General features: G+C 66.1%; 13 protein-coding genes and 1 tRNA gene. 5 read left to right on the top strand and 9 right to left on the bottom strand.

The genetic code is table 11. From position 1 onward, the window contains the following. Positions 1-6 precede the first annotated feature (6 nt). A complete protein-coding gene (locus D577_RS0102490; RefSeq protein ID WP_018946012.1) occupies positions 7-1,137 on the bottom strand; it encodes an aminotransferase class V-fold PLP-dependent enzyme in 1,131 nt (376 codons plus the stop codon). A 266-nt stretch (positions 1,138-1,403) separates the two neighbouring features. Here D577_RS0102490 and D577_RS0102485 point away from each other — a divergent pair, with 266 nt between their 5' ends. Together D577_RS0102485 and D577_RS0102480 are read left to right on the top strand one after the other, a co-directional pair. Then, positions 1,404-2,774 carry a KamA family radical SAM protein gene (locus D577_RS0102485; protein ID WP_018946011.1) on the top strand — a complete coding sequence of 457 codons (1,371 nt, stop codon included), beginning with the start codon at positions 1,404-1,406 and terminating at the stop codon, positions 2,772-2,774. A gap of 3 nt (positions 2,775-2,777) precedes the next feature. Then, on the top strand, positions 2,778-4,136 hold the full coding sequence (locus D577_RS0102480; protein WP_018946010.1) for an adenosylmethionine--8-amino-7-oxononanoate transaminase: 1,359 nt from the start codon (positions 2,778-2,780) through the stop codon (positions 4,134-4,136). Between the two features lie 127 nt (positions 4,137-4,263). Here D577_RS0102480 and D577_RS0102475 read toward each other — a convergent pair whose 3' ends face one another. The 5 genes from D577_RS0102475 to uvrB all read right to left on the bottom strand — a co-directional run bounded on the left by D577_RS0102475 (position 4,264) and on the right by uvrB (position 9,382). Further along, positions 4,264-5,016, bottom strand: a complete 753-nt coding sequence (locus D577_RS0102475; protein ID WP_018946009.1) for an S-methyl-5'-thioinosine phosphorylase — start codon at positions 5,014-5,016, stop codon at positions 4,264-4,266. Between the two features lie 37 nt (positions 5,017-5,053). Continuing rightward, the gene (locus D577_RS0102470) at positions 5,054-5,605 is read right to left on the bottom strand and encodes a hypoxanthine-guanine phosphoribosyltransferase (RefSeq protein WP_018946008.1); all 552 of its coding nucleotides are present in this window, start codon (positions 5,603-5,605) and stop codon (positions 5,054-5,056) included. A gap of 128 nt (positions 5,606-5,733) precedes the next feature. Then, on the bottom strand, positions 5,734-6,102 hold the full coding sequence (locus D577_RS0102465; RefSeq protein WP_018946007.1) for a DsrE/DsrF/DrsH-like family protein: 369 nt from the start codon (positions 6,100-6,102) through the stop codon (positions 5,734-5,736). A 118-nt stretch (positions 6,103-6,220) separates the two neighbouring features. Then, entirely contained in the window at positions 6,221-7,273 is a 1,053-nt protein-coding gene (gene nagZ / locus D577_RS0102460; protein WP_018946006.1) for a beta-N-acetylhexosaminidase, read from the bottom strand. A gap of 27 nt (positions 7,274-7,300) precedes the next feature. Further along, positions 7,301-9,382 carry an excinuclease ABC subunit UvrB gene (gene uvrB / locus D577_RS0102455; protein ID WP_051073607.1) on the bottom strand — a complete coding sequence of 694 codons (2,082 nt, stop codon included), beginning with the start codon at positions 9,380-9,382 and terminating at the stop codon, positions 7,301-7,303. Positions 9,383-9,444: 62 nt separating this feature from the next. Here uvrB and D577_RS0102450 point away from each other — a divergent pair, with 62 nt between their 5' ends. Together D577_RS0102450 and D577_RS0102445 are read left to right on the top strand one after the other, a co-directional pair. Beyond that, positions 9,445-10,635 carry a pyridoxal phosphate-dependent aminotransferase gene (locus tag D577_RS0102450; protein WP_018946004.1) on the top strand — a complete coding sequence of 397 codons (1,191 nt, stop codon included), beginning with the start codon at positions 9,445-9,447 and terminating at the stop codon, positions 10,633-10,635. A 36-nt stretch (positions 10,636-10,671) separates the two neighbouring features. Then, positions 10,672-10,747 (top strand) — tRNA-Asn (locus tag D577_RS0102445). Between the two features lie 172 nt (positions 10,748-10,919). Here the strand turns inward: D577_RS0102445 and D577_RS0102440 are convergent. Together D577_RS0102440 and D577_RS0102435 are read right to left on the bottom strand one after the other, a co-directional pair. Further along, entirely contained in the window at positions 10,920-11,621 is a 702-nt protein-coding gene (locus D577_RS0102440) for a M48 family metallopeptidase (RefSeq protein ID WP_018946003.1), read from the bottom strand. After that, on the bottom strand, positions 11,618-14,956 hold the full coding sequence (locus tag D577_RS0102435; protein ID WP_018946002.1) for a type I restriction endonuclease subunit R: 3,339 nt from the start codon (positions 14,954-14,956) through the stop codon (positions 11,618-11,620). The genes D577_RS0102440 and D577_RS0102435 overlap by 4 nt, the downstream gene beginning before the upstream one ends. Positions 14,957-15,074: 118 nt before the next feature. Between D577_RS0102435 and D577_RS14330 the strand changes: the two genes are divergently transcribed. Then, complete coding sequence (locus tag D577_RS14330) at positions 15,075-15,239, top strand: hypothetical protein (protein WP_167539477.1); 165 nt, start codon at positions 15,075-15,077, stop codon at positions 15,237-15,239. On the opposite strand, the gene D577_RS0102425 is transcribed toward D577_RS14330, so the two are convergent. Beyond that, entirely contained in the window at positions 15,217-15,831 is a 615-nt protein-coding gene (locus tag D577_RS0102425) for a Fic family protein (RefSeq protein WP_018946000.1), read from the bottom strand. The two genes, D577_RS14330 and D577_RS0102425, sit on opposite strands and share 23 nt — an antisense overlap. Between the last annotated feature and the right edge of the window lie 20 nt (positions 15,832-15,851).

The raw sequence follows: 15,851 nt of genomic DNA, 5'->3' as shown, positions 1-15,851 counted from the left end.
ACGGTCTTACCCGCCCGGCAGGGCCTCGCGCAGCCCCTCCACCGCGCGGTCCAGATCCGCGGTCTCGTGGTAGAAATGCGGGGAGAAACGGATCCCGCCGCCGCGCATGGCGCACAGGATGCCGTCCGCCTGCAGCCGGTGGTAGACGGTCTCCAGCGGGGTATCCCCCAGCAGGCCCGCGGAGGGGCGGAAGGTCAGGATGCCGGCGCGGCGGTGGCGGGCACTGAGGATCTCGCAGCCCAGTCCGCGCAGGCGATCCTCGAGATGCAGCCAGTGCTCCCGGATCTCTTCGTCCACCCGGTCCATGCCGGTTTCCAGCAACAGTGAAAGACTGCCGTGGAGCGCCTGGATGCCCAGCATGTTGGGGCTGCCGGGCTCGAAACGCCGGGCGCCGGGCGAGGGCGTCAGCGCGGGGTTGTCGAAGTCGCCGGCGTGCTCGAGCATGTGCCAGCCGTATTCGTTCAGCTGCAGGCGATCACGGACCTCCGGATTGACGTAGAACAGACCGATGCCTTCCGGAGCCAGCATCCACTTGTGCGCGTCGGCCATCACAAAATCCGCACGGCATCCCGGGGCGTCAAAGGGCAGGGCGCCCAGATGCTGGATGGCATCCACGCAGAACAGGATGCCGCGCCCGTGCAGCTCGTTGCCGAGGAACTGAACGTCCATGCGCAGGCCCGAGTCATAGCGCACCGCACTCGCGGACACCAGGGCCGTGGCTTGGTCGCAGGCCCGCAGCAGATCCAGCTCGGGCTCCTCGCCGATGGCGACCTCCCGGACTTCCAGGTCGTAACGTTGGGCAGCGGCGTGCCATACCACGCGGTTGGAGGGAAACTCCCCCTCGGGAATCACGATGTTCTGCCCCGGTTGCCAGGGCAGACCGAAGGCCACCATGGACAGCGCCTCCGAGGTGTTCTTCACGAAGGCCACGTCTTCCGCCTCGGGTGCACCGATCAGTTGCCGCGCCAGCTCCCGTGTGGCGGCGATGGTTTCCAGCCAGCGTCCATAACCCCGCGAGCCGTAATGCAGGTTCTCGCGGGCGAAGGCCTCGACCGCTTCGGCGGTGCGCCGGGGCCACGGTCCGACCGCGGCATGGTTGAGGTGAATGATGTCCTTGTGGGGGAATTCCGGGTGCATGACGCCCTCCTTTCAGGTTCGGCGAGGGTAACCCACACTGCCGCAGGGGTGGTAACCTGAGAGTCACGCGAAATCTCTTGTCCGCCCGCGAGGTGCTTGATAACGTACGCGTCGCTGTTTCCCTGACGCCGCTCACCACCGAGGCGGCAGCCCTCGCCCCGAAGGCCCGCCGTGTGACCGCCTCGGTCCCGAAGTAACCGTAATTCCCACGATCGCGACGGCCCGGGGGCCGGAGCGGGCGCATCGACCGTCGACAGGAGGCACGGATGAATTCCGTTCTCAAGTTCTACCAGGACCCGGAAGCCGGCTCGATCGAGCCACGTGACTTCAAGGTCTACAACGATCGCAACCTGGACCGGATCGAAGCCCTCGAGCGTGTCCCCGAGGCCATGCGTTTCGACATGCGCGTGGTGGCCAGCGTGCTGCCATTCCGGATCAACGAGTACGTGATCGACGAGCTGATCGACTGGGACAATATCCCGGACGACCCGATGTTCCAGCTCACCTTCCCGCAGCGGGAGATGCTGTCCCCGGAGGCCTACGAGCGGATGGCTGCGCTGCATCGCCGCGGGGCCGAGCGCAAGGAGATCGCGGCCCTGGCGAAGGAGCTGCGGGATGAGCTGAACCCGCATCCGGCCGGCCAGATGGAACTGAACCGGCCCAGCGAGGATGACGGCGAGGTCATGAACGGCCTGCAGCACAAGTATCGCGAGACGGTGCTGTTCTTCCCCAGTCAGGGACAGACCTGCCATTCGTACTGCACCTTCTGCTTCCGCTGGGCCCAGTTCGTGGGGGACAAGGAACTGCGCATCGCCTCCACCGATGCCGATCTGCTGCACCAGTACTTGCGCCAGCACCCGGCGATCTCCGATCTTCTGATGACCGGTGGCGATCCGATGGTCATGAAAACCAGGAACCTGCGCGGCTATCTCGAAGCTCTGCTGGAACCCGGGCTGGAGCATGTCCAGACGGTGCGGATCGGGACCAAGGCGCTGTCCTTCTGGCCCTACCGTTTCGTGACCGAAAGTGATGCCGATGACCTGCTGCGGCTGCTGGAACAGCTGGTCGAGGGCGGCAAGCACGTGGCGCTCATGGCGCATTACAACCATCCCAACGAGCTGCGCACGCCGATCGCCCGCGAGGCGATTCGCCGGGTGCGTGACACCGGCGCCGAGATCCGTGCTCAGGGGCCGCTGCTGCGCCACATCAACGACGACGCGCAGGCCTGGGCCGATCTGTGGCGCGAGCAGGTGCGGCTCGGGATCATTCCGTACTATATGTTCGTGGAACGTGACACCGGCGCCCGGCGCTACTTCGAGGTGCCGCTGGCGCGTGCATGGGAGATCTACCGCGAGGCGATGCAGCAGGTCTCGGGGCTGGCTCGCACCGCGCGCGGGCCATCCATGAGCGCCGATCCGGGCAAGGTGGAGATCCAGGGGGTCACCGAGATCCACGGGGAGAAGGTCTTCGTGCTGCGCTTCATCCAGGGTCGCAACCCGGACTGGGTGCAGCGTCCGTTCTTTGCCCGCTACGACGAGAACGCCACCTGGCTGAATCAGCTGAAACCGGCTTTCGGTGAAGAGAAATTCTTCTTCGAGGACGAATTCGAGGCGATGAAGGCCGGCCACGGGGTCTGATCCATGAGCAACGAAGACGTACGCCGGCGGGACCTACGTGCCCTGTGGCATCCCTGTACCCAGATGAAGGATTACGGGGAGGAGGGCACGCTTCCCCTGCTGCCGATCGAGCGGGGCGAGGGCGTGTGGCTGTACGATTTCGACGGCAACCGTTACCTCGACGCGATCAGCTCGTGGTGGGTGAACCTGTTCGGCCACGCCAATCCGCGCATCAACGACGCGCTAAAGGACCAGGTCGACCGCCTGGAGCACGTGATCCTGGCCGGCTGCACCCATGAACCGGTGGTGGAGCTGAGCGAACGCCTGATCGACATCACGCCGGCGGGCCTCGACCGGGTGTTCCTGGCCGATAACGGCTCGGCCGGCGTGGAAGCGGCGCTCAAGATGAGTTTCCACTACTGGCGCAATGTCGGCCAGCCGCAGAAAACCCGCTTCATCGGGGTCTCCAACGCCTATCACGGGGAGACCATCGGGGCCCTCTCGGTCAGTGACGTGCCGCTGTACCGGCACACCTACGAGTCGCTGATGCTGGACGTGATCAATGTCCCGGGCCCCGACTGCTTTCACCGCGAGCCGGGCGAGGACTGCGCCGATGTGGCGCGCCGCCAGTTCGCGCACATGGAACAGGCGCTGGAACGCCACGCCCACGAGGTCGCCGCGGTCATCGTCGAGCCGCTGGTGCAGTGCGCCGGTCACATGCGCATGTTCGACCCGGAATACCTGCGCCTGCTGCGCGAGGCTTGCGACCGCCATGGCGTGCACCTGATCGCCGACGAGATCGCGGTGGGCTTCGGCCGTACCGGGACCCTGTTCGCCTGCGAGCAGGGGCCGATCACGCCCGACTTCCTGTGCCTGTCCAAGGGGCTGACCGGCGGTTATCTGCCGATGGCCGCGCTGCTGACCACCGATAGGGTCTATCAGGCGTTCTACGACGATTACGAAAAGCTCAACATGTTCCTGCACTCGCATTCCTACACCGGGAATCCGCTGGCCTGCCGGGCCGCGCTGGCAACGCTGGACATCTTCGAGTCCGAACCGGTGCTGGAGCGCAATCGCGAGCTGGCCACGCACATCGCGCGCCGCCTGGAGCCGCTCAATGATCACCCGCACGTGGCCGACGTGCGCCAGCACGGCATGATCGCCGCGGTCGAGCTGGTGCAGGACAAGGCCAGCCGGACCCCGTATCCGTGGCAGGAACGGCGGGGGCTCGACATCTACCGGCACGGTCTGACCCGGGGAGCGCTGCTGCGCCCGCTGGGCAATGTCTCCTATCTCATGCCCCCCTACGTGATCACCGAGGAGCAGATCGACTTCCTCGTGGACGTCATGGGCGAGGGCATCGACATCGCCACCCGCGACTGACGACACGGCGCGTAATCAGCGTATCGCGTAAACCGATTCCTTCCTGTGTCCATGTAATGTCGCATAATGAATATTATGTTAAATCGTGTAGATGGACGGAGAAGCACGCTCGTCTGCGTGCACCCCTTCAGTCGAGACTCGCGATCACGCGAGCAAGAAGACGTTTGACCTGCTCCATCCCGGTTTCCAGATTGCGCCCGATCTCGTCCATGGTGATCTCGCCCTTGCTGCGCCCGGCGGCACGGTTGGCAATCACCGCACAGGCCGCATAACTGAGGCCCAGCTCCCGAGCCAGAGCCGTTTCCGGCATGCCGGTCATCCCCACCAGGTCACAGCCGTCTCGTTCCATGCGGTCGATCTCCGCCGCGGTTTCGAGCCTCGGTCCCTGGGTAGCACCGTAGGTCCCCTGCTCGCAGACAGGTAGTTCCAGCTCGCCGGCTGCGTTCAGAAGTTTTTCGCGAACCTCGGGACAGTACGGCCAGGTCATGTCTACATGGGTGACCTCGTCCAGGTGGCCACCTTCGAAATAGGTGTTCGCGCGCGACCAGGTGTAGTCGATGATCTGGTCGGGGATTGCCAGCTGCCCCGGCTGCATGCATTCGGTTATGCCGCCGACCGCCGCCACCGCGATGGCGGCCTCGACCCCGGTGTTGTGCAGGGCCCAGACATTGGCGCGATAGTTCACCTGATGTGGCGGGATGGTGTGACGCGCCCCGTGCCGCGGCAGGAACACCGTCTCAATGCCGTTGAGGTGTCCGAACACCAGCGGGCCGGAGGGTTCGCCATACGGCGTGTGCATCACCCGACGGTGGGTGATCTCCAGGTCCTTCAGTCGGGTCAGTCCGGTGCCGCCAATGATGGCCAGTCGGGGTGCGGTCATCGCGCGCTCTCGTGATTCGCTGGTCGGGTATGGTGTCTCAGTTTTCGGCCACGGCAAATATGCCGGGCGCGTTGCGCAGATAGTCCTGGTAGTCCATCCCGTAGCCGAACAGATAGCGGTTCGGCGCTTCGAGGGCGGCATGGTCGGCCGTAATCGACGGGTCCCGCTCGGGGTTGGCCTTGTCCACCAGCACGATGGTGACCAGGCGACGGGCGCCCTGCTCCCGGCAGAAGTTCTGGATGCCGGCCAGGGTGATGCCGCCGTCGAGGATGTCGTCGACGATCACGACGGTGCGTCCCTGCATGGACTGGTGCGGCAGGGACAGCCAGTGCAGCTGTTCCTCGCCGCGCGTGGCGCCGCGATAGCGGGTAGCGTGCAGGTAATCGACCTGCATGGGGAAGGACCAGCGGGTGAGCAGCCCGCCCAGCAGGACCACTCCGCCGTTCATCACGCCCAGCACCAGCGGGTTCTCGTCCGCCAGTTGATGCGCGGTGCGTTCGGCCAGTCGGTCGATGGCGGTTTCCACCGCGTCACGGCTGTACAGACAGTCGGCGTCGCGGAGCGTGGCACGTGCCTGTTCGGGATTCATGCGGGTCCCCGGTCGTCTGGGGCCGGAAGCGGAGTCCCGGCCTGCGGGCGTGGCGAATGCCCCGCCCCGAAACAGGACCGGCCGACGCTGGGGCCGGCCGGTCACTCGACGGATTCCGTCGCTTCGCCTCAGTAGGTGAAGGTGACGGTGTCGTCGTCCATCGCCTCGGAGATCACGTAGGCGCCGCCCACGGTTTCCTCGACTTCGTCGATCAGGTCGTTGCCCCACAGGTCCAGCGTCGGGGTGCAGACCTTCAGCACGACGCCGGCTTCGTGGGCGTCCTTGATGAAGTCGTAGACGCTCTTGCTGCTGCCTTCCTGCACGAACAGGTTCTCGGCCACGCCCTTCTTGGCCAGTTCGCCGGCACGGCCGGTCATCACGACCTCGACGTCGTATTCCATGGCGGCGGCCACGGTGGCCTGGAAGAACGGGGCGCCGAGTTCGGACGGATTGTTCGGGTCGGTGTTGACCATGACGATCATGAGCTTATCGGCCATGACGATTCTCCATCATTGTGGGATTGGTTAAGTATATTATTAGCAGCTCAGTGTCGAACCGGTGGCGCATTATAGGCGGGTCGGTAGCCCGGCGCCAACGGGGCGGCAAACGCTGCGGTCAGGAACCCTTCGTCGGGCTTGCATGGCCCGCTTCCAGCCAGGCGTGCAGCTGGACGCGCAGGGCCTCGCGACGGCGCGGATCGCTCTCCACGGCCCGGGCGTGCATGCGCCGCAGGCGCGCCCGGGTGTCGGCATTCTGCTGGTGTTCGCGCAGGTGATCGAGGATTGTATCGGCCTCCTGCGGGCGATTGCAGATCAGGATCATGTCGCAGCCCGCCTCCAGGGCTGCGTCCGCCCGCTCGGCGGGCGAGCCCATGGTTTCGGCGCCGGCCATCGCGAGGTCGTCGGAGAAGATCGCCCCCTGGAAGCCCGTCTCACGGCGCAGGATGGCCTGAAGCCAGGTACGGGAGAATCCGGCGGGCCGTGCATCCACAGCGGAATACACTACATGCGCCGGCATCATCCCTTCCAGATGCCCTGTCAGTGGCCGGAATGCCTCGATATCTCCGGCCTCGATCTCGGCCAGCGGGCGCGGATCCTCCGGCACGGCCACGTGCGAGTCTGCGGCCACGGCCCCGTGTCCGGGGAAATGCTTGCCCACCGAGGCCATGCCGGCGGCGGTCAGACCGCGTACGAATGCCAGCCCGAGTTCCGCGATCACCGCGGGATCGTCATGAAATGCACGGTCGCCGATGACTTCGCTGATCTCCAGATCCCGGTCCAGCACTGGCGTAAAGCTGAAATCGATGCCCACCGACTGCAGCTCCAGGGCAAGCAGTTCGCCGGCGGCACGGGCCAGTTCGCGCGCCCGTGTCGGCACCTGGTCATGCAGCTCCCCGAGGCTGCGCATCGGCGGGAAGCGGGTGAAGCCCTCGCGCAGGCGCTGTACCCGCCCTCCTTCCTGATCCACCGCGATCAGCAGTTCGGGGCGCTCACGGCGGATCGCGCCGGTCAGGGCGCGCACCTGTTCGGGCCCGCCGACATTGCGGTCGAACAGGATCACCCCGCCGGTCGCGGGGTGCTGAAGGCGTTCGCGGTCTTCGGTGGTCAGTTCGGTGCCGACGAGGTCGAGCATGACCACGCCGGGCGGGCGGGGATCCTGTGTGCGCATGGGCGGGTCCGGGGTGTCAGGGGCGCATCAGGATAGCGAGGCCTCGGGCAGGAAAGCGAGGGCCTTGAGCTTCTCGATGCGGTCGCGCAGACGCGCCGCCTCCTCGAACTCCAGGTCGCGCGCCTTCTGGAACATCTCCTGTTCCAGACGCTCGATCTCGCGCGCCGCATTCTGTGGCGCGTCGACGTAGTCGGCGGCCTCCTCGGCCACCTTCTTGTCCGCGCCCTTGCGCTCGCCGGACTTGCGCCGGGTGCCGGGCGCGGCCTGCCCGGCCTCGAGGATATCCGCCACGCTCTTGTGGATGCCTTCGGGCGTGATTCCGTGGGCCTCGTTGTGCTCGATCTGGCGGGCGCGGCGGCGTTCGGTCTCGTCGATCGCGCGGCGCATCGAGCCGGTGATGGTGTCCGCGTACAGGATCGCCTTGCCGCGCACGTTGCGCGCCGCGCGGCCGATCGTCTGGATCAGCGAGCGGTCGGAGCGCAGGAAGCCCTCCTTGTCGGCGTCGAAGATCGCCACCAGCGAGACCTCGGGCATGTCCAGGCCCTCGCGCAGCAGGTTGATCCCCACCAGCACGTCGAATTCGCCCAGACGCAGGTCGCGGATGATCTCCATGCGCTCGACCGTGTCGATATCCGAGTGCAGGTAACGCACGCGCACGCCGTGCTCCGACAGGTAGTCGGTCAGATCCTCGGCCATGCGCTTGGTCAGCGTGGTGATCAGGGTGCGTTCGTCGCGCTCCACCCGGTCGCGGATCTCGGACAGGCAGTCGTCCACCTGGGAAGCCACCGGGCGCACCTCCAGTTCCGGGTCCAGCAGCCCGGTGGGCCGTACCACCTGGTCGATGATGGCGCCGGCGTGCTCGCGCTCGTACGGCCCCGGCGTGGCCGAGACGTGGATGGTCTGCGGCATCAGCTGCTCGAATTCCTCGAAGCGCATCGGCCGGTTGTCCAGCGCCGACGGCAGGCGGAAGCCGTACTCCACCAGGGTCTCCTTGCGCGAACGGTCACCCTTGAACATCCCGCCTACCTGCGGCACCGACACGTGCGACTCGTCGATCACCAGCAAGGCGTCTTCGGGCAGGTAGTCGAAGAAGGTCGGCGGCGGCTCGCCCGGCGCGCGTCCGGAGAGATAGCGCGAGTAGTTCTCGATCCCGTTGCAGTAGCCGATCTCCAGGATCATCTCCAGATCGAACTGGGTGCGCTGTTCCAGGCGCTGGGCCTCCACCAGCCGGTTCTCCTGGCGCAGGAAATCCAGGCGCTCCTTCAGCTCGTCGCGGATCTTGTCCACCGCCTCCAGCAGGGTCTCGCGGGGGGTGACGTAGTGGGTCTTGGGGTAGATCGTCAGGCGCGGCACCGTGCCCGACACCTCGCCGGTCAGCGGGTCGAAGTACGACAGCCGCTCGATCTCGTCATCGAACAGCTCAATGCGTACCGCCTCGCGTTCGGATTCCGCCGGATGGATGTCGATCACCTCGCCGCGCACCCGGTAGGTCGCGCGGCGCAGTTCGGTGTCGTTGCGGGTGTACTGCAGTTCGGCCAGGCGCCGCAGCAGGTCGCGCTGGTCGATGCGCTCGCCGCGCTTGAGGTGCAGCACCATGGACAGATACTTGCGCGGGTCGCCCAGGCCGTAGATGGCCGAGACCGAGGCGACGATGATGGCATCGCGGCGTTCCAGCAGCGCGCGCGTGGCCGACAGGCGCATCTGCTCGATGTGGTCGTTAATTGACGCGTCCTTCTCGATATACGTATCCGAGGACGGGACGTAGGCCTCCGGCTGGTAGTAGTCGTAATACGAAACGAAATACTCCACCGCGTTGTTGGGGAAGAACTCCTTGAACTCGCCGTAGAGCTGCGCGGCCAGCGTCTTGTTGGGCGCCAGCACGATCGTCGGGCGCTGCAGGTTCTCCACCACGTTGGCGACGGTGAAGGTCTTGCCCGAACCCGTCACGCCCAGCAGGACCTGGTGCGCCAGGCCGTCTTCGATGCCCCGGGTCAGTTCGCGAATGGCCTGGGGCTGGTCCCCCGCCGGCTGGTATTTCGATACCACCCGGAACGTTCCATCTTCATGTTCCGCCAACCGCTTATCCTCCGCGTCTGATTTCAGTATCATTTCGGGCCGCGAGCCGGTCGGCCTCTCCGCCTGCTCGACCCCATCCACATCGAGGCAGTCCCTTGGAAATCCAGCTATCCGATCGTGTACAGCGCATCCAGCCCTCCCCCACCCTGGCCGTTACGGCCCTGGCCGCCCGGCTGCGCGCCGAAGGCCGCGACATCGTGGGGCTGGGGGCCGGCGAGCCGGACTTCGATACGCCGGAGCATATCAAGCAGGCGGCGATTGATGCGCTTGCCCGCGGTGAGACCAAGTACACCGCGGTCGACGGCACGGCCGGTCTGAAGGACGCCATCATCCGCAAGTTTGAACGTGATAACGAGCTCACGTTCACTCCCGGGCAAATCCTGGTCTCCTCCGGCGGCAAGCAGAGTATCTTCAACCTGTGCCAGGCCCTGCTCAATCCGGGTGACGAAGTGATCGTGCCGGCCCCCTACTGGGTCTCCTACCCCGACATCGCGATGCTGGCCGGCGCACGGCCCGTCATCGTGAGCGCCTCGCAGGAAGAAGGCTTCAAGCTGCGACCGGAGACCCTCGAAGCCGCGATCACCGGCAACACCCGGCTGATCTTCCTGAACAGCCCCTCCAACCCCACCGGCGCCGCCTACTCGCGCGGTGAACTGGAGGCCCTCGCCGAGGTGCTGCGGCGCCATCCGCAGATCGTCATCGCCACCGACGACATGTACGAACACATCCGCTTCGGCGAAACCGAGTTCGTGAACATCGTAAACGCAGCCCCCGACCTGCTGGAGCGCACTGTCGTCCTCAATGGCGTGTCCAAGGCGTACGCCATGACCGGCTGGCGCATCGGCTACGCCGGGGGCCCGGCCGAGCTGATCGGCGCGATGAAGAAGATCCAGTCGCAGAGCACCTCCAACCCGACCTCCATCGCCCAGGCGGCCGCCGAAGCCGCCCTCAACGGCGACCAGACCTGCGTACGCCAGATGTGCTCGGCGTTCGCCCAGCGCGCGCGGCACGTGGTGGACGGCCTCAACGCCATCGACGGCATCGAATGCCGCATGCCCGACGGTACCTTCTACTGCTTCCCGCGGGTCACCGGCCTGATGGAACGTGCCGGGGTCGACAGCGACGTGGCCCTCGGCGAGCGACTGCTGGACGAGGCCGGCGTGGCCCTGGTCCCGGGCAGCGCGTTCGGGGCCCCCGGGCATCTGCGCGTGTCCTTCGCCACCAGCCTGGAGATGCTGGACAAGGCACTGGAACGCCTGCGCGAGTTCGCCTCCCGAAACGCTTGACGGACCCCGGATCGGGCTATACGATACGCGGCTAATTCCCCGGTAGCTCAGTCGGTAGAGCGGGTGACTGTTAATCACTAGGTCGGCGGTTCGAGCCCGTCCCGGGGAGCCAGACAAAACAACGACTTAGGCCAGCCTTCGGGCTGGCCTTTTTCGTTTGTGTACCCGGATTTGTACCACTTGGGGCCGCATGTACCCGCTACATGCCCGGTATCGCCTCGGAGTACAGCCATTGGCGACTTCCCCAGATGAGGTTTGAGCGTCACCAGAGATGCCCGGATGGCTCAGATCCCCTCCACTTCGATACCGTGTTCGGCGAGCCAGCGCTTGCGCTGGTCGTAGTCGGGCATGGCGCGTTCGAGGCGGCGCCAGAACTCGGGGGTGTGGTGGGGCTCGTGCAGGTGGATCAGCTCGTGCACCGCGACGTATTCGGCAATGTTCCGGGGCAGCAGGATGGTCTTCCAGTGGAAGTAGAGCCAGCCGCCCCGACCGCAGGAGCCCCAGCGGAACCCGAGGTCCTGCACTCGGACGCCCGCGGGTGACAGACCAAGGCGCTGCGCGTGGGCATCCACCTGGCGGCCCAGCCAGTCGTTCGCCCGCGCGGTGTACCACTGGATGAAATGCCGGCGTGCATCGCTCAGGGCATCCTCGCGGATGCGGAAGCGACCGCCATCGAGTTTCAGGGGGGCGGCCTGCGCGGCCGCCGGGACCGTCTTCAGGCGATGGCTGCGCCCGAGGTACAGGAAGCCCTCGCCATCCACGTATTCTTTCCTTGGCAGTGGCCGGTGGCGCCGGGCCTTTTCCGCGAGTTTCTTGTAGATCCACCCGCGTTTCTCGACCACGAAGGTTCGCATCTGCTCCGGGTCGGTCCCCGCAGGGGCCGCGATGAACAGCCCGCCATCCCGGTCCACGGTGATCTCCAGTGTCTTGCGGCGCCGGCTCTCCCGCACCCGGAAGGTCAGGTCTTCTACCTGTAGCTCCGTCATGCGCTGACCAGGCGGTCGTGGTTGGCCCGCGCCAGATCGAACAGGCGCTCCACCAGCGGCTCGACTTCCTCCACCGGCACCACGTCCCGCTCCACCAGGTGCTGGAACAGCTGGCCCTTCAGCCGCTCCTGGTCCGGGATATGGGACGGTTTCCAGAAATCGGGCACGTCGATCTCGTCCTGGATCACCCCAAGCAGCCCCTCGGTGACGTGGATCAGCCGCCCCGCTTCGGTGTCCCCCGTCGGAGCGCCGTCCGCACCGGTGCTCTGCACCAGTTCACGCCAGAACGGGACGGCGTGGGCCGGCAGGCCGGGCAGCGCCTCGCCGTCCACGGGCTCATCCTCCCGCAGCTGCCGGATCAGCCCCTCCAGTGCATCGACCTGCTCCGCCCACTGGCCATCCAGCTGCTGCAGCAGTTCCTCCAGCCGCTCGCTCAGCCGCCCGTACTTCACCGGGTCTTCGTCCAGGTGCTTTCGGATATGGGAGCGGACCGCGTGCTCCATCTCGGAGGCCTTGGCGCGATCGCCCACCTGACGGTTCAGGTGCCGCTCGAAGTCAGCATCGGTGAGCTGCACCGGCGGAATGCGCGGGTCCATGCCGAGCGAGATCACGTAGTCGTCGATCAGCTTGCGCACCTTGTTGCCCACGTCCTGCCCCAGCGACGGCACGTCCTTGTAGCGGTTGCGGGCCAGGGCGTGGATATGGGCCAGCTGCTTTGCATCGTTGACGAACTCCAGCCCTTCCGGGCGTGGCAGCACGTCATCTAGGCTCTGGCTGAACTCCTTGAGCTTCACCGTAAACTCGGCTCGCACCCGCTCATCCGCCAGGGCCTGCACGGCCTCTTCCACGTCCTCCAGGCGCTCCACGCCCTGCTGGCGCAGCACGTCCACCGCACGCAGATGACGATCGCGCAGCAACGGGATCTCGTCCTTCAGGCTCTGCAGGGCGCCCTCGATGTCCTCCTCGCTGTAGGCCGCCAGGGCCTCCTTGAGGTGATTGGCCACGCCGAAGTAGTCCACCACGATGCCGTGGGTTTTGTGGTGGCCGGTACGGTTCACGCGCGCGATCGCCTGCAGCAGCTCCGCCTCGCGAATCGAACGATCTAGGTACATCACCCCTTCGATGGGCGCATCGAAGCCGGTGAGCAGCATGGATTTCACGATCAGGAAGGCCAGCGGATCGGCCTTCTCGGGGTCGTCGTGCGTCAGCGGCTTCTTGAAGCGCTGGATGTGGTTCTCCACCGCGCTGCGGTCGGTCCAGCGCGCCCACGCCGCATCGTCGTTGTTGCCGCCGCTGATCACCACGGCAAACTCCACCCGCCGGAGCAGGTCCCGATAACGCCAGGCCTGGATCGCCGCCTTCACCCGCTCCGGACGAGCCACCAGCTGCGCATCGTCCAGCTGCTTGTCTTCCACCGACAGCGCCATCGCCTCCTGCAACAGCTCGTCCCGGGCCTCGTTCAGGGCCTCGAAATAGCGCACCGCCGCCCGCCGGCTGTAGGCGACCAGCTGGGCCTTGTAGCCATTCGGCAGGATGTGGGTCACGTAGTGGCGCAGCATGTCCGCGGCCTTCTCGCGGATCAGCTGCGGCGCCTCGAAGATCTGCCCCTTGGTGGCGTATTTCTTCTTGATCGCCTCCAGCTCTTCCTTGCTGTAGCTGCGGAACAGGTCCTCGAACAGGCCGTCCAGACTGGCCCCGTCCTTGATCGCGCCCTTCACCGTGCGCCCCTCGTACAGTATCGGCACAGTGGCGCCGTCCTGCTCCGCTTCCTTGATGGTGTAGCGGTCGATGTAGTCGCCGAAGATGTCGTGCGTGCGCTTCTTCTCGCCCATGATGATGGGCGTACCGGTGAAACCGATGCGGGCCGCGTTGGGCAGCGCCCGCATCATGTTCGCGTGCAGGTCGCCGGCCTGGGTCCGGTGCGCCTCGTCCACCAGCACCAGGATGTCCTCGCTGGTGTTCAGCACCTCGAAGGGCTCGCTGCGCTTCGGCGCCGCCGGGGTCGCGTACTCGCCGGGCGGATCCGCTACCTTGCGCGGATCATCCTGCGCCGCGTTCCCCGGCGCCTCGCCAGCGCCGCCCTCCCCCTCGATGTCGGGGTCGCGATATTTCTGGATGGTGCCGAACACCAGCCCCGGCCCCTCCCGGGCCAGCAGCTGTTTCAGGCGCGTGGTATTCGCCGCGGTCGCCACCGTCTCCCCGGTCAGCGCGGCGGTCTCGGAGAGCTGGGCCTGCAGATCCTTGCGGTCGGTGATGACCACCACCTTGAAGCGGCGCAGCTCCGGGTCGGTGCGCAGCTTGCGCACCAGAAACACCATCGACAGGCTCTTGCCGCTGCCCTGGGTGTGCCAGATGATCCCGCCGCGCCGGTCCACCTCGCCGTCTTCGCGCCGGGTCGCCCCGGTCTTTAGCCGTTCGATCGCGCGGGTCACCCCGCGATACTGCTGATAGCGACAGACCAGCTTGATGGTCTGCCCGCCCGCGTTCATGAACAGTGTGTAATGGCGCACGATATCCAGCAGCGTATCCGGCGCCAGCATGCCCGCCGCCAGGCGCTGCTGGGCGGAGAGCTCCGCCACGCCCAGCGCCTCGGCCACCTCCGACTCGCGCCGCGGCACCACCGTCTTCCAGCTCAGGTAATGGGCAAACGCCGCCCTCACGGTGCCCGCGCGCGCCTCGTCGAAGTTGCTGGCGACCAGCAGCTGACTGGTCGCGAACAGCGCCGGCGCGCCCTCATGCTCCTCGACCTCGAAATCCTGGAAGCGCTGGTCGTGATACCGCCGCAGCTGATCCACCGCCTGGCTGATGCCCTCCGGCACCGTGCGGCTCTTGCACTCCACCACCACCAGCGGAATGCCGTTCACGAACAGCACCAGATCCGGGATGATGTGCCCCTTGCCGACATCGAACCCGGGCGGGCACTTCACCTTGAACTGGTTCACCACCAGGAAATGGTTGTTCGCCGGTTCGTCCCAGTCGATCAGACGGATGGTCTGGCCCCGGCCTCCGTCCCAGTCCGGCAGGCCCTCCACGGTCAGGCCACCCAGCAACAGCTCGGTCGCCTGCCGGTTCGCCTCCATCACCTTGCTGGCCGGGATGCGCGTAACCGCAGACACCGCCTGATCCAGGCGCTTCTCGTCCAGCCAGGGCTCACCCGCCCGCCGGTTGATCGCCCGCACCCGCTCGCGCAGCACCGGCTCCATCACCACCTGCGCGAAGCTCTCGCGATGGGTCGCCCGGGGATCCTCGACCGACCCGGCCAGGTGCGTCCATCCCAGCCCGACGAGCTGATCGATCAGCGGCTTCTCAACGTCCGTGTATTCCGGCCCGGCCATACCGCGCTCCAGTGGTCTGTGGGATCAGCATAGCAACTGTGCCAACTTCATCCTTCCTACCATGGGCAACGAGTTGGCCCAAAGCGTATAATGAGACCTGCATTGCGAGGAGTTCGCCATGAAAACACCCCACAAAAAAGCGTCCCGCAAGCCAGTGAGCCGTGAGGCCATCATCCGGGCGGTCGCGACCTCGACGGCGGTTGAAACCGGCGAATCCAGCAAGGCCATTGAAGCCCGGCTGCGCAAACCCAACCCGCGCCTCAAATCGCTGCGGCTCGGCTGACCCGTTCGACCATGGGCTGGTAATCGCCGCCCAACCCGGCGTGAATCGCCGCGATATACTCGGCTTTGTTCGTATCCCAGTCGCTGTAGTCCATCGGCCCGATACCCGCCTGATACGCCATCGCATCAGCGAGAAGGCGTGCGATCCGCCCGTTCCCCTCCCGGAACGGGTGAATCAGGATCAACTCCACATGGATCTCCGCGATCACGAGGATCGCTTCGTCACGCGCCATGTCACAGCATGGGGTCCGCGTCTTCAGCCACTTCTCGTCCAGCTCCTTCAGCAGGTACGGGACTTGTGAAGCCGCGGCGAACATGAAGCCGTCCTTCTGCAGGTTGACCTGCCGCTCTTGACCGGCCCAGTCATAGAGGTTGCCCAACCAGCGGCGGTGCCAATGCTTGATCAGGGGCACATCCAGCGGCTGGTCTGGCTCCAGGTTCGCAAATACCTCCTCGTACAGCATTCGCAACAGCTGGGCCTCCGCCTCGTCCAGCTCGCGCTGATCGGTAATACCCATCTTGTTCGCCAACACCCGACCGTCAGAGCCGGGCTCAGCACTCCCCTCCGGCCCGGTCGCTCGATACCGGCTCATGTCCGCTCCGCTTCCATAGG

Source organism: Thioalkalivibrio sp. AKL17, assembly GCF_000377885.1.
GTDB classification, from domain to species: Bacteria; Pseudomonadota; Gammaproteobacteria; order Ectothiorhodospirales; family Ectothiorhodospiraceae; genus Thioalkalivibrio; species Thioalkalivibrio halophilus.
Note: the sequence above shows the minus strand (reverse complement) of the source record. Positions and strands in the feature narration are given on the sequence as shown.